The organism is Nostoc sp. (assembly GCF_036916735.1).
Classification (GTDB): Bacteria; Cyanobacteriota; Cyanobacteriia; order Cyanobacteriales; family Nostocaceae; genus Nostoc.
Map to the genome: position 1 here is coordinate 155,305 of NZ_JBALFV010000001.1, position 21,544 is coordinate 176,848.

General features: G+C 40.1%; 20 protein-coding genes and 2 tRNA genes. 11 read left to right on the forward strand and 11 right to left on the reverse strand.

Annotation, left to right across the window (positions count from 1 at the left end; translation table 11 throughout):
* Positions 1-2 precede the first annotated feature (2 nt).
* Positions 3-1,304, forward strand: coding sequence for a site-specific integrase (locus tag V7L20_RS00775; protein ID WP_334742223.1), 1,302 nt, complete (start codon positions 3-5; stop codon positions 1,302-1,304).
* A 90-nt stretch (positions 1,305-1,394) separates the two neighbouring features.
* Positions 1,395-2,363, forward strand: coding sequence for a hypothetical protein (locus tag V7L20_RS00780; RefSeq protein ID WP_334742224.1), 969 nt, complete (start codon positions 1,395-1,397; stop codon positions 2,361-2,363).
* Between the two features lie 202 nt (positions 2,364-2,565).
* On the opposite strand, the gene V7L20_RS00785 is transcribed toward V7L20_RS00780, so the two are convergent.
* From V7L20_RS00785 to V7L20_RS00795, 3 genes are all read right to left on the reverse strand, one after another.
* Positions 2,566-3,135: a Uma2 family endonuclease gene (locus V7L20_RS00785; RefSeq protein WP_334742225.1), complete on the reverse strand. Its 570-nt coding sequence runs from the start codon at positions 3,133-3,135 to the stop codon at positions 2,566-2,568.
* 127 nt (positions 3,136-3,262) lie between these two features.
* Complete coding sequence (locus V7L20_RS00790; protein WP_334742267.1) at positions 3,263-3,865, reverse strand: hypothetical protein; 603 nt, start codon at positions 3,863-3,865, stop codon at positions 3,263-3,265.
* 184 nt (positions 3,866-4,049) lie between these two features.
* On the reverse strand, positions 4,050-4,589 hold the full coding sequence (locus tag V7L20_RS00795; RefSeq protein WP_334742226.1) for a DUF2267 domain-containing protein: 540 nt from the start codon (positions 4,587-4,589) through the stop codon (positions 4,050-4,052).
* A 275-nt stretch (positions 4,590-4,864) separates the two neighbouring features.
* Between V7L20_RS00795 and V7L20_RS00800 the strand changes: the two genes are divergently transcribed.
* Entirely contained in the window at positions 4,865-5,659 is a 795-nt protein-coding gene (locus tag V7L20_RS00800; protein ID WP_334742227.1) for a dienelactone hydrolase family protein, read from the forward strand.
* A gap of 142 nt (positions 5,660-5,801) precedes the next feature.
* On the opposite strand, the gene V7L20_RS00805 is transcribed toward V7L20_RS00800, so the two are convergent.
* The 6 genes from V7L20_RS00805 to V7L20_RS00830 form a co-directional block, all read right to left on the reverse strand.
* The gene (locus V7L20_RS00805) at positions 5,802-6,449 is read right to left on the reverse strand and encodes a class I SAM-dependent methyltransferase (RefSeq protein WP_334742228.1); all 648 of its coding nucleotides are present in this window, start codon (positions 6,447-6,449) and stop codon (positions 5,802-5,804) included.
* 123 nt (positions 6,450-6,572) lie between these two features.
* Positions 6,573-8,771 (reverse strand): sensor histidine kinase, encoded by a 2,199-nt coding sequence (locus V7L20_RS00810; protein ID WP_334742229.1) that lies wholly within the window; start codon positions 8,769-8,771, stop codon positions 6,573-6,575.
* 374 nt (positions 8,772-9,145) lie between these two features.
* Entirely contained in the window at positions 9,146-9,571 is a 426-nt protein-coding gene (locus tag V7L20_RS00815) for a hypothetical protein (protein WP_334742230.1), read from the reverse strand.
* 133 nt (positions 9,572-9,704) lie between these two features.
* A complete protein-coding gene (locus tag V7L20_RS00820; protein WP_334742231.1) occupies positions 9,705-10,124 on the reverse strand; it encodes a hypothetical protein in 420 nt (139 codons plus the stop codon).
* Between the two features lie 323 nt (positions 10,125-10,447).
* On the reverse strand, positions 10,448-11,407 hold the full coding sequence (locus tag V7L20_RS00825) for an orange carotenoid protein N-terminal domain-containing protein (protein WP_334742232.1): 960 nt from the start codon (positions 11,405-11,407) through the stop codon (positions 10,448-10,450).
* 821 nt (positions 11,408-12,228) lie between these two features.
* Positions 12,229-12,879: a TraX family protein gene (locus V7L20_RS00830; protein WP_334742233.1), complete on the reverse strand. Its 651-nt coding sequence runs from the start codon at positions 12,877-12,879 to the stop codon at positions 12,229-12,231.
* A gap of 247 nt (positions 12,880-13,126) precedes the next feature.
* Here V7L20_RS00830 and V7L20_RS00835 point away from each other — a divergent pair, with 247 nt between their 5' ends.
* From V7L20_RS00835 to V7L20_RS00870, 8 genes are all read left to right on the forward strand, one after another.
* Positions 13,127-13,705, forward strand: coding sequence for a hypothetical protein (locus V7L20_RS00835; protein ID WP_334742234.1), 579 nt, complete (start codon positions 13,127-13,129; stop codon positions 13,703-13,705).
* Positions 13,706-13,959: 254 nt separating this feature from the next.
* Positions 13,960-14,035: transfer RNA gene (locus tag V7L20_RS00840), tRNA-Met, on the forward strand.
* Positions 14,035-14,109 (forward strand) — tRNA-Met (locus tag V7L20_RS00845). Before V7L20_RS00840 ends, V7L20_RS00845 begins: the two co-directional genes overlap by 1 nt.
* Positions 14,110-14,752: 643 nt before the next feature.
* Positions 14,753-16,279 (forward strand): slipin family protein, encoded by a 1,527-nt coding sequence (locus V7L20_RS00850; RefSeq protein ID WP_334742235.1) that lies wholly within the window; start codon positions 14,753-14,755, stop codon positions 16,277-16,279.
* Between the two features lie 139 nt (positions 16,280-16,418).
* Positions 16,419-17,018 carry a hypothetical protein gene (locus tag V7L20_RS00855; RefSeq protein WP_334742236.1) on the forward strand — a complete coding sequence of 200 codons (600 nt, stop codon included), beginning with the start codon at positions 16,419-16,421 and terminating at the stop codon, positions 17,016-17,018.
* A gap of 131 nt (positions 17,019-17,149) precedes the next feature.
* Entirely contained in the window at positions 17,150-17,437 is a 288-nt protein-coding gene (locus V7L20_RS00860; protein ID WP_334742237.1) for a type II toxin-antitoxin system HigB family toxin, read from the forward strand.
* Complete coding sequence (locus V7L20_RS00865; RefSeq protein WP_334742238.1) at positions 17,437-17,670, forward strand: hypothetical protein; 234 nt, start codon at positions 17,437-17,439, stop codon at positions 17,668-17,670. Before V7L20_RS00860 ends, V7L20_RS00865 begins: the two co-directional genes overlap by 1 nt.
* Before the next feature lie 663 nt (positions 17,671-18,333).
* Complete coding sequence (locus V7L20_RS00870; RefSeq protein ID WP_334742239.1) at positions 18,334-18,753, forward strand: hypothetical protein; 420 nt, start codon at positions 18,334-18,336, stop codon at positions 18,751-18,753.
* Between the two features lie 211 nt (positions 18,754-18,964).
* Here V7L20_RS00870 and nifD read toward each other — a convergent pair whose 3' ends face one another.
* Together nifD and nifH are read right to left on the reverse strand one after the other, a co-directional pair.
* Complete coding sequence (gene nifD / locus V7L20_RS00875; RefSeq protein WP_334742240.1) at positions 18,965-20,431, reverse strand: nitrogenase molybdenum-iron protein alpha chain; 1,467 nt, start codon at positions 20,429-20,431, stop codon at positions 18,965-18,967.
* 155 nt (positions 20,432-20,586) lie between these two features.
* Entirely contained in the window at positions 20,587-21,480 is an 894-nt protein-coding gene (nifH, locus tag V7L20_RS00880; RefSeq protein ID WP_334742241.1) for a nitrogenase iron protein, read from the reverse strand.
* Between the last annotated feature and the right edge of the window lie 64 nt (positions 21,481-21,544).

Sequence of the window (21,544 nt, forward strand, 5' to 3'; positions counted from 1 at the left end):
CGATGAAAACGAAAGTACTACTGGAATTAGAGAAGGTTAATCTGCGTTTGAAGTCTGCAAAGGCAAAGGTGACAATTAGAGAATCAAATGGAAGTCTGCAATTACGGGCGACGTTACCAATTAAACCGGGAGACAAAGATAGCAATGGAATTGGGAGAAAGCAATACAATCTCAGTTTGAATATTCCGGCTAATTTGGATGGACTCAAGACGGCTGAGGAAGAAGCTTATGAATTAGGAAAGTTAATCGCTCGCAAAACGTTTGAATGGAATGATAAATATTTAGGAAATGAAGCAATTAGAAAAGAATTTAAAACAATAGGAGAATTACTCAAAGAATTTGAAATTGAGTATTTTAAAACTCATAAACGTACAACTAAAAGTGAACATACTTTTTTTTATTACTTTTCTCGAACCAAGAGATTTACAAATTCCCAAGATTTAGCTAATGCTGAAAATTTGATAAGTTCAATAGAACAAATCGATAAAGAATGGGCTAAGTATAATGCAGCTAGAGCGATCGCTGCATTTTGCTTGACATTCAAAATTGAAATCGATTTATCTAAATATTCCAAAATCCCAGAGAATAATTCCCGAAATATACCGACTGATGCAGAAATCTTTGAGGGATTTACCCAATTTGAAGATTATCTTAATAAGAGAGGTAATCAAGTTAATCAAAACATTCAAGATAGCTGGCAACTTTGGCGCTGGACGTATGGAATGTTAGCCGTTTTTGGTTTACGTCCAAGGGAACTCTTTATTAATCCTAATATTAATTGGTGGTTAAGTCAAGAAAATACAGATTTAACATGGAGAGTTCATCAGGATTGTAAGACTGGTGAAAGAGAAACATTGCCATTATATCGGCAATGGATTGAGGACTTTGATTTGAGAAATCCAAAATATTTGGAGATGTTGAAGAGTGCGATCGCTAAAAAAGATAAAACTAATCATGCGGAGATAACAGCATTAACACAGCGAGTTAGTTGGTGGTTTCGCAAAATAGGATTGGATTTTAAACCTTATGATTTACGTCATGCTTGGGCAATTCGAGCGCATATTTTGGGGATACCAATTAAAGCGGCGGCGGATAATTTGGGGCATAGTGTGCAAGTTCACACCCAAACTTATCAACGTTGGTTTTCGCTAGATATGCGGAAGTTGGCGATTAATCAGGCGTTGAGTAAGAGGAATGAAGTTGAGTTGATTAAGGAGGAGAATACTAAGTTGAGGATGGAGAATGATAAGTTGAGATTGAAGATTGAGAAGTTACAAATAGAGTTGGTTTATAACTGGAGTTAAATTTGTTGAGCAAATTGATATGGTACCTTGCACTTTCTAAAAATGCAATGCTAAATTTAACTAGATAAGTTCAAGATTTGTTTCTCCATTATGTCCATTACTCACAACAACCGAGACAATTTTTCAGAGGGTACAAAAAAAACTCTTGCTGAACGTGCAGCGTACTTGTGTAGTAATCCAAATTGTAGATCGCTTACAGTTACTCCACATTCAGACTCTAATAAATCGTTAAAAACAGGTATAGCGGCTCACATTTGTGCTGCTGCACCTGACGGACCTCGTTATGATCCAAACCAAACTCAAGAAGAGCGTAAAAGTATAGATAATGGTATTTGGCTTTGTCACAATTGTAGTGATATCGTAGATAAAGATGAACAAAGATACACAAAAGCTACTCTCGTTCAATGGAAACAGCAGCATGAAATTTTTGTGATTCAAGATGGAGGTATACCTCTTTTACCTTATATTGAAATGTCTACTCTGACTGGTCTCTCGATGCCTTCAACAGGTTCTTTTACAATTACTGCGGAACATGTAGAGTATTATCGGGAAAATATCCTTTGTATTGAAAATCGAAGTGGACGAGTTCTGAACTATTTTCAGGCACGCATACAGTTACCAGAACCAGTTGTAAGGCTACAAATATTTGAACAGCCTCCTGGGGAAAACGTGGTTTGTCAGCCAGATACTATGAATCTTATGGTTTATGCATCTGGAGAAGGATCTTCAGTATCTGGGATGGGAAGTCGTCCAGCTTTGGACTACAAAATAAAACTTGGTTCTTTGCCTCCTAGAAGTAGATTGGAAATCCACTTTTTTTGTGTAAGGACTGAAGAGTTTACAGAAGATTCCAACTTCGGCACAGAAGATATAGAAGACGAAGAAGTATATGTTTATCATATACGTGGCGAGTTTCAATATCCTCTCATGAATGAGTATCTTAAACGTGAATTTTTAGTGATATTAGATTTTGACAAATCTGCAAGAAGCATTAATTCTCAAGTATGTGAGGATTTTGACGAATCAAAGCAACTTGTAGAGCGTATGATTTTTTGGTAAAAATAGCACGACGCGAGCGCATCCTTCTTGTAGTGTTCATTATCGCAAAGTGCAACGCGCTATCATCTCAAACATCCCGAATATCTGACGAAAGGAAAAGTGAACCTGACCATCATCACCCTAATCTAACGGGTAAATCTTTTGCTGGATAAAATGATGAATACTCGAAAAAGCCATTGCTCTGGTAATTGACAAAACTGTTTTACCCAAAAACAACGCCGCGATAAATTTCTGCCATTGGCAATTCAATACTAACTGAATCCAAAGCAATAGATAGCTCTAAGCCACTAAAATCACTGAGCAACCAACCTTGAGCTTGCTTGCTATAGTGTTCCACAAAAGGTTCATCCTGCTCGACTAATAAATATTCCCTAAAACTCGCAATTGAGCGATACATCCGAAATTTACTGAGTCGGTCGTAATCTGCGGTGGAAGGAGATAGAACTTCAACAATTAAAATCGGATTTAAGACTTCATCTAAACGATCGCCATTTAGTTGCGGTTCATCATCAAAAACCATTACATCTAGATATACTCCGCGTCGATGTTCAGGAATCCACAGCCGTAAATCGCTATTAATTGGCTCGAATTGAGTATCGCGTAGCAGAAACTTGAAAAAGGCAAAAATGTTTCCACCGATGCGGCTGTGTTTAAGGGTTCCTCCAGGCATGGGTACAATTTCTCCATCTCGATATTCGCTGCGTCCTTCAGCTTTTTCTTCGATCGCACGATATTCATCCAAGCTGTAGCGGCGCGAGATGCTATAAATCATAGGTCTTAGGCGTTCGCATTGGCTATAAGACAACAATATTATTTTGTCACAGATTTACTTGTGAGGTAATATCATACTGCAATGAATGCCATGCCTGCGGCGGGCTACGCCAACGGCAACGCATCTATTAACTGTTTTGAACCATCCAAACAAAAAATCCGAGAATTTGTTCTACAGGTGGAAGAGGATAATCGATCAAGTCGATAGTGACAAGATTATCCTCCAGTTTCAGGAATCGCCATTGCGTACCACTGCTAATAGAACCATAGATTACGGCAACTGGACGATTTTTGGCAGCGTTGAATTTTTGTGCTGCAACCATTTCTGCAATACATTGTCCAAATCCAGTTCTTAAATCTGCTTTTTTTGCTTCCACAATGACAATTGCAGGCGCTTCAATTTCTAGTACTTCCGGCGAACGACTCAAAAGAAACTCACACATTCCATTCAGTCCAACTGCCTCATCGACTGTAAAATCTTCTCCAGAGAATAAGCTAATTTGGCGATTTAATATCCGTCTAACTTCTAATAATACAGGGTAAATTATTCCTTCGGAACGAGCTTTTTCACTTGATGAAGAAGCTAGTGGCAGACTTTCTTCAAGATATGCCGTCAGTGTAGCAGATGCTTCAATGGGTTCGGTGGCAGGAATAAATCGCCCACCTTCCTGTGTTTTTAACCCAAAAGCCTCTTTAACTTTACTGATAGTTGTAAACTGACTATAAGGCATAAGTGATGAGTACGGGATGGCTGGTGGAACACGCAAGTCAGATTATTGCCGCAAACCACGCCCAGTGGTCAACCAAATAGTAAAGCTTGTGGAGTGATTGGTTGTGAATCAGTAAACGTATTATATAGAAAACCTGTTTGCGATCGCTACTCACAAACAGGCTTGATTTCTTCTAGTTTTCTAATTAGGCTTCTTCCCAAAGCTGACGTACATAGTCAGGTAGCCAGCTAGCAATTTCCTGAATCCGTTCTTCGGAAAGCTCGTCTTTGGTGGCAGAAAACACTGCTTTAACCGCTTGCTCTCGCTCTACTGATCGCGGCATTCCGCTTTCATTAGCAACTCGGAACAGGAAGCGATCAGAATCGATATTGAAGATACCTGGGCCTTTGAAGGGTGGACGAACCCGGCTTAAAAATCCCACAATTGGATTGGTGTCTTTCCAGAGATCGGACACTTCAAACTGGAGTGCTTTCTCGTCAGTAGGTACAGCCTCTGTATGCAGTTCTGCCTCGACGCGATCGCTAGCTTCTGTGGTCATCACGTCGCGCATCACACGAAACACAACTTCGGTAAAATCTCTTGCATCATAGGGATCTGCAAATCCGGCTTTCACCTGGACTTTTTCTAGGAATGAACGATGTTCATCGGCGATCGCAGCTCTATTATCTTCAATCTCCGTTGGGTCAATTTCTGGAACATTTGTTCTAAATGATTCATCAGGCATTGTTTTTTCTTGTGCTTTTTAATATTGAGTCTTTATGCTTACCTTATGTAAGGTCTCACAAATCAAAAACCCTTAGCATCATCCAGAAGTTTGAAATACTACCTATTCAAAAGTTAGAAATTTAGCTGATAAGCTGAGATATTTAATATTAACATGCACAAGTTAGTTATGTAGCGATTGCGAGCGCTGGTGTTTGTGCCCGTAGTAGACATCGTCCATTGGTGTTGAAAAACAGTCAGAATAGATGAGTTGGTATAAAATCAGTCGAAACAAAGATGCTAGAAACAACTAACATCGGAATTAACACCTCCTATGTCAAAGTACCCAACGATGACTTAGAAATCGATGCTTACTTAGCTCAACCTGCACAAAACGGAACCTTTGGTGCAGTTATAGTTTTTCCAGAAATTTTTGGAATCAACACTAACATTCGAGAAATTACTGAACTAATTGCTAAACAAGGATATATAGCGATCGCTCCAGCCATGTATCAACGTATTGCTCCTGGGTTTGAGGCTGACTTTAGTCCTGAAGATGTTGGGTATAGCCCAGAAAGCTATCGGCTTGGTTTGCAATATTATCAACAAGTAAAATATCAAGAGATATTCAGCGATATTCAAGCTACCATTACCTACCTCAAAACTTTACCCAATGTCAAAAATAATGCAATTGGCGTCATTGGTTTCTGTTTTGGTGGTCATATTGCTTATATGGCTGCAACTTTACCCGATATCAAAGCAACAGCTTCGTTCTACGGTGGTGGGATTACTACTTCTAGTTATGGTGAAGAGACTCCAACTATTAATCGTACTTCAGAAATTCAAGGTACTATTTATGCTTTTTTTGGTACAAGAGATTCATTAGTTTCTCAGGAAGAAAACAAGCAAATTGAGGCAGAATTAAAGAAACATCAAATAAATCATCGGATATTCCGATATGATGCAGGACATGGATTCTTTGCCGGATTTTTCAAAGATAAGTACCCTTTCTTAGCCCAGCACCCAAGTTATAACCCAGAAGCGGCTCCTGATGCTTGGAAACATGTTCTAGAACTGTTTCAAAACTTGTGATATGGTTAGAAGCTAATTAACCTTCCTTTAAGAAATGTTTGTAGTCAGGACTGAAGTCTTGATTTTGTTCCTATAGCGTCTCGTAGTGAGGACTTTAGTCTTCACTACAAAACAAAATTACAAGACTGCGATACTGTTGGTTCTAAGCTTTTGAGTTTTTCAGCAGTAATTGACAACCACATAAAAACGGGTTTGGATTTTCAATGCGATTGTCTACAAGCACTTCAATGGGAAGCTTGCTGTTATAAATTAGTTCGTCATAATCCATCAATGCGTTCCACTTGATTTTGCCAGTCGGAAAGCCTAGCTGTGAACTAGCATCAAATATTAATTCTTGCCATTTGTGAAACTCTGGATCTTGCGATTTGCAGTAATCGAGAATGGCAATAAATGCACCAGGCTTGGTAACTCGTAGAATTTCTTTAAGAGCAAGAACTGGATCGTTAACGACACAGAAAGTAAATCCTGAAGCTGCTGCATCAAAGCTATTATCAGGAAAATCAAGATTGCACATATCTGATACTTTGAAGGTGATGTCTGCGGATACGCGCTTTTTACGTGCTTCATCCATCATTTTCTTAGAAAGATCAACACCGACGACATGCACACCTTCAGGGTAGGCTGAAAGATTAAGACCTGTTCCTACCGCAGCATCTAGTACGGTTTGTCCTGGCTTAAGTTGCAAAGAAGCAATTAAAGGTTCGCGCTCAATGTGCCAGTAACGCTTCATAATTGCGTCATAATGCACTGCGCCTTGATCGTAGGTTTCAATAACCTGATTTATCTCCATAGGTTCTTTAACAAATATAACTACTAGTTTTCATTAGCTATTCAAATGTATAATATAATAGAACTTGAAAATCTGGTTCCGCAATAGCACTTAGATACATAGGAATTCTAAATTAGTATTAAGTTAAACCACTTCATCAACTTCTAGCTGAAGAGGAACTTGAATGATAAACTCGGTTCCTTCTCCAGCAGTTGACAAGCACTCCAGTTTACCGCCATGTTTTTGTGTGACGATTTGGTAGCTGATGGACATACCCATTCCGGTTCCTTTGCCAATGGGTTTGGTGGTGAAAAAGGGATCGAATATTCGTTGCTGAAATTCTTTAGAAATTCCGACTCCGTTATCAGCGATCGCCACTTCTAACCAGGTTGAATTAACTACCGATGTGCGAATCCTAATTCGACTGGGATTGTCTTTAATCTCCTGATAAGTAAGTTTGCCATTGCTTTCTTCTAAGGCATCAATTGCATTCACTAAAATATTCATAAACACCTGGTTGAGTTGTCCGGCATAGCATTCTACTAGAGGTACATTGCCATAGTCTTTAAGCACCTCAATTTCAGGTTGTTCTGGTTTAGCTTTGAGGCGGTGTTGCAAAATCATCAGGGTACTGTCGATGCCCTCATGAATATCGACGCTTTTAAATTCTGCTTCATCGGTGCGGGAGAAATTCCGCAGCGATAGTACAATTTGGCGAATGCGATCGGTGCCAACTTTCATGGAAGACAACATTTTTGGCAAGTCTTCCTGCAAAAACTCCAAATCCATGTTTTCGACAGCAATTTGAATTTCCGAAGCAGGGTTAGGATTATACTGCTGATATAACTGCACAAGTGTTGATAAATCCTGAGTGTATTCCTGCACATGAGTAAGGTTGCCATGAATAAAGTTAACTGGGTTATTAATTTCGTGTGCAACTCCAGCAACTAGTTGTCCGAGACTAGACATTTTTTCACTTTGAATCACTTGAGATTGAGTGCGCCGCAATTCCTCTAATGCATTTTTAAGTTCAGTGGTGCGTTCTTCTACCCGATCTTCTAGTTCTTCCTTACTTTTCTCTAGGGCAGTAAACGATTCGTGCAGTTGCCCTGCCATGTGGTTGAAAGAATTGGACAGGGTATTAAGTTCTCGAATACTGCTAATTTTTACTGTCTGATTTAGATTGCCGGATGCCATTGCCTCACTTGCCCAATTTAGGCGCAGAATCGGGCGTATAATCCAATGAGAGGTAAACACGCCCATCACCGAGGCAACGACTAATGCACCAAAACAAAGGATGAGCGTGGTCTGAGTGTTAGCGTTAATTTGTGCCATGAATGTGTTTTCTGGCACAGTCACTACCAGCAACCAATTCAAGCCATATTTGTCACGCCAAGGTACAACATCGACAAAATGCCGTTTTCCTTGTATTTCAAGCTGAAAATCTGTGTCTTGGGTGATGGAGTCAAACCATTTAAAAGTTTGCAGGTGTCTGACAACCTTCTGTATTATTGGGTCAGAGCTGTCGCTCCCTTGCAATCTTTTAACCTTTTGATTAACCAAGGTAAAGGGCTTTTCAGTGCCGGAAGTAGCGATTAATGTGCCATCACGTTCTAAAAGGAACACCTGCCCAGACTGACTAATATCCAAATTGCGTAAAAAATCGCCCAGTTTTAGGAGATGAATATCGCAGGCAATCATTCCCAACAAGCGATTTTGTGAATCATAAATCCGACGACTAGCAGAGGCGGCGATGTAAGGGCCAGTTGGAAAATTTGCAGTTATAATCTTTCCCCAAATGGGTTTACCAGCAGCGATCGGTTGGGTATACCAAGATTCCTGAGAATTTTCCCAATCCCACCGAGCATTGATTTGAGTTCGATCGCCTTGATCGTTGGTAGCGTAAGTGTAAACATTATTAGGAGGCTTGGCAGTCCAATCATCAATGGTGATTGTCTTGCCATCATAACGAGCTGCACCCAGCCCCTCACCCGTCGTTAATCCAATACCAATATAAGTCAGGTCATAGGCGTGCATTTGATCCCAGAAATACTTGCCAAGGGTTTGGCGATCGCGCACATTTAATATTCCCCTGTGGATAGCATCTGCATTGAGCTGATTCAGGGTTTGCGGAACAGAAAGATAAGACTTAAGGTGTTCGTCCACTACGTTCCTGGTACGATCTATCACCTGCTCTGCCAAGTCGTTAACTGCTCTTTGTCCATTTTTAAAGGACAAATAACCCACTAAACTGACCGCTCCAAAAATTTGGATAAGAAAGGGAACAACAAGAACAATCTGTAATGGGAACGCTTTACCTTTGCTAAAATAGTGATTTTTCATTAGAAACTAGAAGTTGATGCTAATTTGATTTGCTTCTATAGTTCCCAAGATGCTCACATACTCACCTTTATTTAAATTTTTTGTCAAGTTGTAGGCTGCGTTGCACTTTGCGACAACGCACCATCATAATAGACCTCTTGCAAAAGTCCTTAATACCCTACCCCTTACCAAGGGAGGGGAGCGTTTGCGTTAGCAAATGCGGGGTGGGGTTCTTTATTTTTGATTTATCCAAGAGGTCTAATGATTAATTGGTGCGTTGTGCTGCACGACTATTAACGGATAAATATTTTGATCAAACAGTAATGTCTACAACAAGCCGCTTTGCGTCTACGCAATTATTTGGGTTTGACAAAATTTTGAGTATTAGGGCAATCTTAATTTGTCGCTACCGTTTTCTTTCCATTATTGCTTTCCAGACTGGCAACAAATGACGGTTGCTCATCATTGGAGGTTGCCCTTTCGTTTCGCTGTCCCTTGCGACGCTGATTTTTAGGAACTCCCCCTGCCATGCCGTACTCTATACTGCTTTTGCCATATCGAGTTCCAACTGCCATCAGCATTTGTTCTGTCATATCTCCCAACTCGCTTTCTGTTTCTAGCATTTCTCGATACAACTTATCCAAGCTGGAAAGGGCACTATTGTAAGCATTTTCTTTAGATCGCATCGTCTCGATCAGGGTTGAGAAAGCAGGTAAGGTAAGTCCATTGCCTAAATCTAACCTCGGATCAATTGAGTTTATGCTAGCCGCACGGCGCACTGCTTTTTCTAATACTACAGAAGTTCTTTTTCTCCGAGCCATGATCTACACCTTGTAATCTAATACGGTTAATATTCTTTACCTTAAAAAACTTCCGTATAGATCGGCTTGAGAAAATTCCGGCAAATCTGCAATAGTTTTTGCTACATAGCGATCGTTGTCATGAATGCGCTAATTACTGAAATGAGAAAGCAAACTGGGGTTTGAGAAAGTCAAAGTTGATTTTACTTGCGGAAAACACCAAAATGAGTAAGTCATAAGGCATTTTGAGAAAGTCAAAGCTTATTTTACTTACGGAAAACACCAAAATGAGTAAGTCATAAGGCATTTTGAGAAAGTCAAAGTTAATTTTACTTGCGGAAAACACCAAAATGAATAAGTCATAAGGCATTTTGAGAAAGTCAAAGTTGATTTTACTTGCAGAAAACACCAAAATGAATAAGTCATAAGGCATTTTGAGAAAGTCAAAGCTGATTTTACTTGCAGAAAACACCAAAATGAATAAGTCATAAGGCATTTTGAGAAAGTCAAAGCTTATTGGGAGCATCCCAAATGTATAAAAATATAATTTGTCATTGGGAGCGGAACGTCTCATAGAGAAGCAATCGCAAAGTACGGTTGTTGCGATTGCTTTATTCTACTTCTCTAGGAGACGCTACCGTGAACGCTTCATTCGCAATGACCATCTACGATCTTGGTAAAATTGCAAAATTGGGATGTTCCCTGATCGTTATGGCGCTCAGAGGATGTTTTAAAAGTCCCAAAAGTTATAATTTTGTAGTTTTCTACTAGGTTAAGTACAACGCCAAATTAAGTTTTAGCTATGTACTAAGATGCAATGCTTTGCTGAGTATGAGAGTAAAAAACCCTTTTAAAACATCATCTTAAAGAAGCGCAATTTAAAATAGCAAAGAAATTTTACTTGCGAGTTAGGTTAAGCAGTTCTTTGGGAGAAGCAAGTAAGTCAATAGCCACGAAGTAAATTTGACCTTGAGGATCGAGTAAAAATCGCCAAGCAATGTTCATCCCAACATTACCTCCAAACCAAGGAGTTTCGACTGTACCAGTAATTTTATGCTGTGTATAACCATCTTCTATAGTTTCCGAAACGCCTTTGGTTGGCTTCATCACTAACCCTTGTCCTTCATCTCGTAGATAGGAAGTGATAGCTTCTCGACCAACAATTGGTTTTTGAAAGGGTGGTTGCAGCGCACCATTGTTAGCAAATAAAGCAACAGCAGCTTCAAAATTATCTGCATTCATGGCTTCAATGTATTTCAGCACTGTTGGTTCTGTAACTCCCTCAATAGTAAATTCGGGACTTAGGGATGCACGCGGGAACTTAAAGTTTATGACTTCTGCCTGTTTGTTATCAGCCAGAGACGGATCAAATCCCATATCCACTACAGTATTGCGTAGTACAGTAATTTGCTGACTCGGATCGATTCTCTGAACAGCTTCTAACACTGCTTTAACTTGGGTTGACATTTGATAGCCTGCTGGCATGGGAGCGACGATACCCTGTTTCATCCACTCTCCTAACTGCCACCAAAATCCCAGCTTGGCATTGACACCAAAGTATGCATAAGAACGGCTGATGGGAGTGTCAGCATTACTCGCTAAATCTCTCATTAATTGCGTTTGTTTTTCATGAGACATCTGCTTAATGTCATTGAATATACCTTCCATTAATTGGAGATTTGCTTTTCCGGGAGCAGCTGGAGTAATTGTACGACCTAGTTCAGCGTAGGCATACCAAAGAAATGCCAACTGATCGTCAATGTTGAGTTCAGCAAACTTTGCTGTAGTGGCTGGAACAGCATCTGCCACTTGAGTGCTAGAAAAAATATTCCGTGCGGATTCGATAGTATAACTCATGGTTATTACCTCAAAGATTGACCTATTCAGTAGTTGCTTTCGGTTAGATTTTGCAGCTGGGGTGTAAATCTAGGACATTTTTCCTAGATGACACAATTATCCCTGGATATTCAAATCCGAAATTTTTTCAATACTTTGACATCATAGCAAGTAAACATTAACAAAAGACTAAGATTTATCTTATGAATATCATTAAATTAAATGTATATCTACTATTTATTTTCAACTTATGGTCTAATACAAAGTAATTTTTTGAAAATATATATTTATTTAAAAATATATTTATTTACATAGCATCTATCTATGGAAATAAATATATATAAAATTTGAGCTTTTTCGGCAATAAATAGAATTTGGTAATTGCTTAAATTAGTTTTTTTAATTACTGTATATGTTGCAGCAGATTTATCTTTAACAGTAGGTTGGGCTAAATAAAGTGAGGTCTGTTTAATGCAAGCCTTTGGTTCGTTTATTAGTAAAATGCGACTTGCAAATTTTTTGCGATCGCCATTTGCTTAAGTGATGGTTTTGGTTCAATCCTTTTGCTTAACATGAGTTCATTAGACCTCTTGCATAAGTCAAATAGACCCCCCTTTATCCCCCCGATATATTGGGGGGAAACTTGAAATCTTACTCCCTCCCCTTCATAAGGGGAGGGTTGGGGAGGGGTGATTCAAGGATTTTTACAAGAGGTCTATTATTTTAGCTTTAAGTACGATTGCACCTCTCAAGTAAGGTGCGTTGTCGCAACGTACTATGATCTTAAGTAAATATTCAACGCAAGCTGAACATCACCATTACCATCCTAATAAATGTAAATCCTACCTGGACTGGATTAAATGATTGATTATACCTAAAATTATTAAATGAGCAGGGTAAAACATATAAAACCATCTAGCTCGTAAACCTTGTTTTCCATTGAATTTAAAAACAATGAATCCTGCAATAATTGCCCAATATTGCACTATATCACTTATAAATAGAGTTACTAAAATAAAATGAAAAAAGCACCAATAAAGCAACCATACTCTGGGCTTTAGTTTTTCTATTAAGGACATCAAGAAAATTACTGCAATCCCATATACTCTATATTCAATGCCCAAGCCCTCGGCAACTACTGCACACAAGCCGATAATTACTAATTGCTGCCATAATTGTGAGTAACGCTTTATTAAGCGCAACATCACAAGTCCAAGAAAAAGCGTGAACAGAATATTAAGTGATAAGCTTTGAAAAACAATAGTGTAAGTTGGTTGAGATATTATTGCTGTAATTAATAGTCTCCTCCCATAGCGGTATACATTATGGGTATGTTTTTCGCCTTCAACCAGAAGCCATGCAAAGAGGGGAAAACTGAATCGCCCAACTAAGTGCAAGATTCTTAACTCTGGCATTAGCAAATAGCACACATGATCCATAACCATGAACACTGCGGCTAAGATTTTAATGTTAAAAGCTGAAACTTTAATCACAACGTTACAGTTACCTTGGATTCCTTGATATAGAATCCTAAAAACTTTATTTAATTTTATTTATTTATTTAATATAAGAGTTATTCAAAATACTAGCAATTTGATAACATTAACAAAAAGGGCAATGTCTACGATGGGCTGTTACCTTCCTGTGTGGCTCTAAGCATACTCCTACGGAGAAGCTATGCTAAAGGCTTTACGTTACGCTATCGGTGACGCCCTCTTCAGCAGAAAACGCAGAAACACTATGGCAAAGCGTAAAAAAAGCAATCTTCAGTGGATAAAAGAAACGCTTGAACTCAAACCCGATCATCGTTGGGAATCTCCATCAGGTTACAAAATTTTTGTAGCAGATCGAGGCGCTGTTCGCTTGAATGTTCCCCAGAATTGGGTTTTTGAGCCACAAGAAAAATCCTTCAAGTTCATGGATAAAAAACCGCCCAATGATGATTGCTGTCTAGAAGTATCTTTTAATCGCCTGCCACCCAATGACTGGAGCCAGTTTCCACTAAAATCCACCTTGAAGAAAGTCTTGGAAGACGACAGCCGCAACGTCATTGAGAGGGGAGAAATTTTTACCGTTAAGCGTCAAACCGCCAGAATTGTCTGGACTGAAATGAAGTTCATTGACACCCAAGAAGAACCACGGGAAGCTTTTTCACGGACTTGCATTGGTTTGGGATCGAATGTTCAATGCTTAATTACATTCGATTATTGGGTAGATCAAGCAGAACAATTAATACCCGTTTGGGATGAAGCAATGCGTAGTCTGACATTAGGGTTATATATTCGTGATCCCATGACTGGTTTAGCTTTCCCAGACTGAAGCCCAAGAATGAGTGCAAACAGGCATCAACTGCACAGTTATGTGACTTAATGCGATCGCTGTCAATTCAACTTTAAATAAAGGTACTGAGTTTGTAATTACGCCAGTACTCCCAAAGCCCAATTTCTTTATGCTAAATTTGGAGCAGGATAGTGACAAAGTTACAAAGCTGTAGTTTAGGTTCCATAAGCCTAACTGGTGCGCCAACCTTTGGTATGAGCGTATATCGCTGAGTACTTAGAAACTATACCATTGTTTGATTAGCTCAGTTGGCAGAGCGATCGACTCATAATCGATGCGTCACAGGTTCGAGTCCTGTATCAAACCCCAGGAAGTTAGCTCACTGGTAGAGCAATCGACTCATAATCGATGTGTTGTAGGTTCGATTCCTATACTTTCCACCAAAAACCCTCGCCCTGGGTACGGGCACCTTGGTAGGGACAAGGCCGCAGAATTGTTGGGTATTCAAAAAACCCAATCAAAAAAACTTTTTGTTTTTTCTACTCTGTCATGCAGGTATCTATAACAGTAGAGGAGCTAGCGCAACTGTATCTCTCCCTAACTTGAGTATGTTCCTTCCTTTTCCTACATCCGGTTTTCCTTTGAGGATTCTGGAGTGGCAAAGCGAACGGCATATTTGAGCGCCGTTTTCTTTTTTTAGATTGCCATTGAGCAGTTTAGAAAAAGTAACAGCAATCTTAATCCAGTTTTGGAGAAGCTTTTGCCCGCACTGAAACTGTAAAAACCTGCACTGGCAGAGTAAATATTTTTTGTAGTATATTAGTAGTATATAAGGCTAAAATTAATCCTTTAGCTTTTGTTTACAGAGTTGTAAAGCTCAAAGAACCTCAAGATAAATTCTGTTTACTCCAGTAGTTAAGCTGTGAGACACAGGTGGTATTTGAGTTCAAGCAAGGCTATAAATGTGTTGAGCAAATCTTCTCTAGCTAGTTGCGTTGGCGTAGCCCGTCGTAGACATCGCTACGCCCAACCCAGGCATCGCCTAACTTACTTAAGCTATCACACAAATTATTTATGCAAATTACTATGTGGCAAACGTTTTATATTAAACCTAACGAAATCGGCATCTTGTATCACCGCAGTGACTTTAAGAAAATTTTGCAACCCGGTACGCATACATATTTAGGTTGGCATTGGCAAGCAAAAATTTATGACCTCAATCAGCCACTAGCTGAGATTGAATACTTAGAACTGTTGTTGCGAAATCATCAAGCCGAACTACAAGAACATTTATTGATTATCAGAACCGCATTCAATCAAGTTGCATTAGTCCGCTACGGTCAGAATTGGGTAAGCGTTGCACCAAATAAATTGATTGCTTTTTGGCGTGGTTTTATTGAGGTAGAGTCTCATATATTCAACTTGGAAGAAAGCTTAGAATTACCTAGTTACTTTGTACAGCAATTGCGCTCAGTTGCGTTGAATGGACTCAAAAAGTTCCAAATTTCAGAGTATGAGATTGGTTTGCTATATGTGCAAAATAATTTTGTGCGACCTCTAGAATCAGGAGAGTATGCTTTTTGGTCGGTAGATAGAGATGTTACTGTCAGGACTCTTAGCCGGATTATCCCTAACCCAGACTTTCCCCTGGAAGATGTACTGATTGAAAAACATCCTGACTTTGTAGCTGCCTACTGTGAAACCGTGCAATTACTGGCTTGGCAAGTTGCAATTGTGCGATATCGAGGTAAAGTGATTTCGATTTTGCCACCCACCAGCCGCAAGTTATTTTGGCAGGGTGTTGCAGTAGAAATTCTCGACATCAGCGCTAATGCTCAGTTACAGCCTAACTTAGTAGCTGAGTTGGTTGAAGGTTCAACAGAAATAAAATTGCTCAGTCGCAACTGTTTGCATATTTGCCAAGTTCCCGCCCAGCACGTTGGACTAGTATACATTAATCAAGAGTTTCAAGGACAGCGATCGCCAGGAGTACACGCTTGGTGGTTATTTGGCCGTTCTTTTCAAACCGAAACCATCGACCTGCGACTGCAAAATATGGAAGTATCCGGTCAAGACATCCTCTCTAAAGATAAAGTACCTCTGCGGTTAAATTTGACTGCTGGCTTCCGCATACTCGATCCATTGAGAGCAAAAAACGGGTTGTCAGATATTTCCGGCTTCTTATACAAAGAATTACAGTTTGCTTTGCGTGGTGCGATCGGCGAACGCAACTTAGATGCTTTATTAGAAGATAAAGGTGCAATGGATAGAAGTATATCCGAATATATTCGCCAGAAAGCCGCAGACTATGGAATTGAAGTAGATTCTGTAGGTGTCAAAGACATTATTTTACCTGGTGAGATTAAGACTATCTTGAGCAAAGTAGTCGAGGCAGAAAAAACCGCTCAAGCAAACGTAGTCAGACGTAGAGAAGAAACTGCTGCTACTCGCAGTATGCTAAACACTGCTAAAGTGATGGAGGATAACCCCGTTGCACTGCGTTTAAAGGAACTCGAAGTATTAGAGAGGATTGCAGAGAAGATTGATCGGATTCAAGTTAACGGCAGCTTGGATAGTATCTTAACAGATTTGATTCGGATGAATCCGCAATAACTTGGCAAATTAGCCTTCAAAAATTCTTAATTACTACTTTGAGAGCATTTCACACAGAATCCTTAGATAACTTTACAACAAAGGTAAAATAGAAGTAATTCCCTTTTATAAAGTCATATACTCAAAGCAGTACAAAACTATGGCGTATAGCGACTTTACTCTAGAAAAAGCTGCGGCTGTTTTGGGAATCACCACCCAAGAAGCAGATTTATTTCCTAAGCTTGTACCTCTTTCTATTCCTTCTTGGTTAAATGAAACTTTAGGAAAGCGAACCCAATTAGCTCTGATTAGTGAAAAAGCTCGGAGCGAGTTTATTATTGTACCGATTTTACTAACCTGTCGCGATCTCAGCCAAGATAGCTTGGCTATTTTCTCTGGACAAAGACTTGATGTTGATCCCGCACAGGGTTTGATTGGGGAATGTGATTTTATTTTAGCAATAGCTCCACCTTTACCTCCGTTGCGAAGCCCAATACTCACCGTTGTGGAAGCGAAGAAAAATGATGTTGAAGCCGGGTTAGGACAGTGCATCGCGCAAATGGTAGCAGCGGATTTATTCAATCGTTCATCTGGACAAACAGAAATACCCGTGTATGGATGCGTGACAACAGGAGAAGTATGGCAGTTTCTGCAACTTTCGCAAAAAGTGGCTTTGCTTGATAAGCAAAGATATTACTTGGATAATGTAGGAGCTATTTTGGCAATTGTACAGATAATTGTTCAGAAATTCAGTAGTTAATTTGTGTAATACTTTGTTCTTGCAAGTGGATGAATTTATTTTTGAGTTGGGGCGATGATTAGAATATAAGATTAGCGATCGCACGTGAGTTATATGGATGACAGAATTATTAAGACATCAAGGGTCTTCAGATGCACGTTATTACTCGTAAACGGCTGAATGAATTTGCTAAACTTTATCCAGATACAAATAACGCCTTGGCTCAGTGGTATCGATTGGTCAAGGGAAATGAGTTTGCCTCATTTGTGGAACTTCGTGAAATGTTTCCATCACCAGATCAAGTCGGTAAATTGACAGTATTTAATATTGGTGGTAACAAAGTTCGACTCATTGCTGCAATTCACTACAACCGCCAGAAAATCTACATTCGGGCTGTGTTAACGCATTCAGAATATGATGAAGGAAAGTGGAAAGAATAATGCAAAGTTTCAACCTCGATCAAACCATCACTGCTTGGTCATCCATTGCCGAAAACGTCTTTGTTCCTCATACAGAAGAGGAATATGAACGCTTAGTTGAGATCCTTGATTGTCTCATCGATCAAGTTGGTGAAGACGAGACACATCCACTCGCGTCTCTAATGGAAGTTATTGGTGTTTTAATTGAAAACTACGAAACTGAACATATTCCTGAGTTAAAGGCGATCGCTTAACTTTACCCAGTATAAATATACAGTGGCGTGTTGTCGAGTTGAGGCGATCACCATTAAACTGGCTGTACAAAACTGAGCATGATTGAATCTGATCGCACTATCTCGTAAATTAGTTTTATTAACGCGCAATCATCGGGATTTGGGCAAAGTACCCGGATTGTTAATTGAGGTAGTAACAGTTTAATGCGATCGCCTAGTTTATTGTCGAGTTAGGGCGATCGCAACAACAGTCTACTTCTTTTACTGCGATGTCTACGACGGGCTACGCCTACGCACTATCTTGTAAATTAGTTTTATTAACGCGCAATCATCAAGATTTCAGCAAAGTACCCGGATTGTTAATTGAGGATTAGACGGTTTAATACGATTGCATCCCTTCATCACGCGATCGCAAGCTGGTTGTCGAGTGAATACACAAGACATCTCCGAATGTTGTCGAGTTGGTGCGATGATTAAAATATAAGATTTCAGTATAATTATGTGATCATACGGCAGATGTTTTGGGTACTCTCTTCATAAGCATACATTTGCTAAACGATACTGAAATACCAAAAAGTGATGGAACTTCAAAAGCGGCTAAAGTTCTAGATTGACGAATTTTTGACAGAAATGCCACTTTTTAGTATTAGTACCTTCACCACTCTCAGTGTTTAAGGAAATATTATGAACTTAGCTAAAGTTGGCAATTTTTTCGCATCTCCAAAAACAGGTAGAATAGGGGAATTAATTAATATTTTAAATAATGAATATGACTTACAAGTAAATAGTGAAGTCTTTAGATTAAATCTATTGCAGTTTAACAAACTGATACAAGTCCCAGACACTATACTTCACTTATTAAAACGCTCAGAAGAAATATCATTAACAAATCATAAGGAATGTATAGACTCTTTTCTTGAAGCAGCTAAGGTGTTGTACTATGATGGAAAGCTCGAGTATGAAGTGCTTCAAGCATGGCGGAATAAGCTTGGATTTACGTTTTCTAATGAAATATCTTCATTAACGAATTATGGCAATTCTTTAGAGTATGGCGGCCTTTATCTGGGTGGGGATTGGAGGGATGATTACGATCCACGTTACTAAATTTTGACTGAGGTTGTCGCATCTCCCCTATCCCCCATAGCACGATCGACTACATTGTTGTCAAGCAAAGCCGATCGCACCATTTAATCTAAAAATCGTCATTAAAAATAGTTTTTTATTTTACAGTTTTTCTTTGAGTAAAATGCAAGCAAAATCTAAAAACCAGATTCTATAAGAGTTATACTATCTGAAGCATCAAAACAGATTGTTCTTAGATAACCTTGCAACTCGCATTTAGGCTACAAATGGGCTGCTTTTTTCTCCCACAGCTAAAAAACCTTGCATTATATGATGTTGAGGAGCGATCGCTAGGTTCGGAGTAATCCCAAGAGTGCATTTGACGGAAAGGTAGACCCATCTTTTGGAAGACATACTTCTCTTTCACACCAGAAGCTACGAGGTCAGGCTTCAACGCTTTGATAAATTCCTCGAATTCGTAAGCGGTAACGTCGTCATAAACAATGGTGCCATTTTCGATGTAGTGAGTGGTACGTTTGTAATCGTCATTATGAGCGAACTCATAACCTGTACCAATCATCTTCATGCCCAAGTCTTGGAAAGCTGGGACAACGTGGCGAGGACGTAGACCACCAACCATGATGGCAACAGTCTTACCTTCCAAACGAGGGCGATACTTCTCAAGAATCACATCCATTGTGGGCTGATACTTGGCAATGACCTTCTCAGCGTTTGCTTGGATTGTCTCGTCAAACTTGGAAGCGATTTCCCGTAAAGATTCAGCAATCTTGGTGGGGCCGAAGAAATTGTATTCCAACCAGGGTATACCATAAGCTTCTTCCATGTGACGGCTGATGTAGTTCATCGACCGATAACAGTGGATGAGGTTCATCTTCACATTGGGGGTCATCAACATTTCGTTGATGGTGCCATCACCTGACCACTGAGCGACTACGCGCAAGCCGAGTTCTTCTAACAGGATGCGGCTCGCCCAAGCATCACCACCGATGTTATAGTCACCAATAATTGCTACATCATAAGGGGTACTTTCAAACTGAAGTGTACCGTCTTTCTTAGCTTGGTCTGCTCTGGTAAACACCCAGTCACGAACCATGTCGTTAGCAATGTGGTGTCCCAAAGATTGGGAAACACCCCGGAAGCCTTCGCAACGCACAGGTACAACTGGCTTACCAATTGTTTTCGATGTCTTGCGAGCAACAGCTTCGATGTCATCCCCAATTAGACCAATGGGACATTCAGATTGAATGGAAACACCACGGTTGAGGGGGAAAAGTACATCAAGTTCTTCGATCAGCTTGACAAGTTTCTTGTCACCACCGAAAACGATATCTCTTTCTTGGAAGTCAGAGGTAAAGTGCATGGTACCAAAGGTGTCAACACCTGTGGTGCCGATGTAGTAGTTACGACGACCAGACCAAGACCAGTAACCGCAACCTACAGGGCCGTGGCTAATGTGGATCATGTCCTTAATTGGACCCCAAACCACACCTTTAGAACCAGCGTAAGCACAACCACGAGCGGTCATGACCCCAGGAAGAGATTTGATGTTAGACTTAACGCCGCAATCAGACTTACCTTCTTCGTATACGCCTAAGTGCTTTTCCCGCTTTTTAGCGGCTTTTTCTGGGTAAGCACTGAGAACTTCTTTAATTAGCTCTTTTCTTTCTTGGATGATGTTTTGATTTTCTGGAGGTGTCATATTTAGCTTCTGTGACTCTTAAGGATAGGGGTATAAGGGGGACTAGGAGTCCCCTCTAAGTTTAGGGGGGATGTAAGGGAAAGGTAAAAGGTAAAAGGGAAGATATGAAACTCTTCCTTTTTCCTTGTACTAAAGCATTATTTCTTAGCGGTGACTTATGCTACAGGAGCTTCAGCAGCAGTCTTACCTACCAACTTGGCAGCATTTTCCTCGCTCTCGAGAATACCGAATTCAATCAACAAGTCTTCTAGTTCTTCCATTTCAATAGGTGTAGGAATAGCGAGGTTTTTGTTGTTGATGATCTTGGTAGCCAATGTCCGATATTCGTTAGCTTGGTTGCTTTCTGGTGCGTACTCGTTAACAGTCATCCGGCGTAATTCTGCGTGTTGAACAATGTTGTCACGGGGTACGAAGTGAATCATTTGGGTGTTCAACCGTTTTGCCAAGGTTTCGATCAGTTCGTGTTCCCGGTCAGTTTTACGGCTGTTACAAATCAAACCACCCAAACGCACGCCACCTGTGTGAGCATACTTAAGAACACCACGAGCGATGTTGTTAGCAGCGTACATCGCCATCATTTCACCAGATGTCACGATGTAGATTTCTTGTGCTTTACCTTCACGGATAGGCATAGCAAAACCACCGCAAACAACGTCACCCAATACGTCGTAAGATACGAAGTCTAGGTCTTGGTAAGCACCGTTTTCTTCCAAGAAGTTGATGGCGGTGATAATACCACGACCTGCACAACCTACACCGGGTTCTGGACCACCAGATTCTACACACTTAACGTCACGGAAACCCTTCAGCATCACTTCTTCAAGTTCGATATCTTCTACTGCACCACGTTCTGCTGCGAGGTGAAGAACGGTTGTTTGAGCTTTGCTGTGCAGCATCAAACGGGTGGAGTCAGCTTTAGGGTCGCAACCAACGATAAGAATGCGTTGGCCCATTTCTGCCATAGCTGCCAAGGTGTTTTGAGAGGTGGTAGATTTACCGATACCGCCCTTACCGTAGAAAGCTATCTGTCTAATGTTTTCGTCAGTCATGATTCGTGTTTTCCTACAATTGGTTGGTTGGTCTTTTTCGTTTGTCTTTGGGCTACTCACGCTT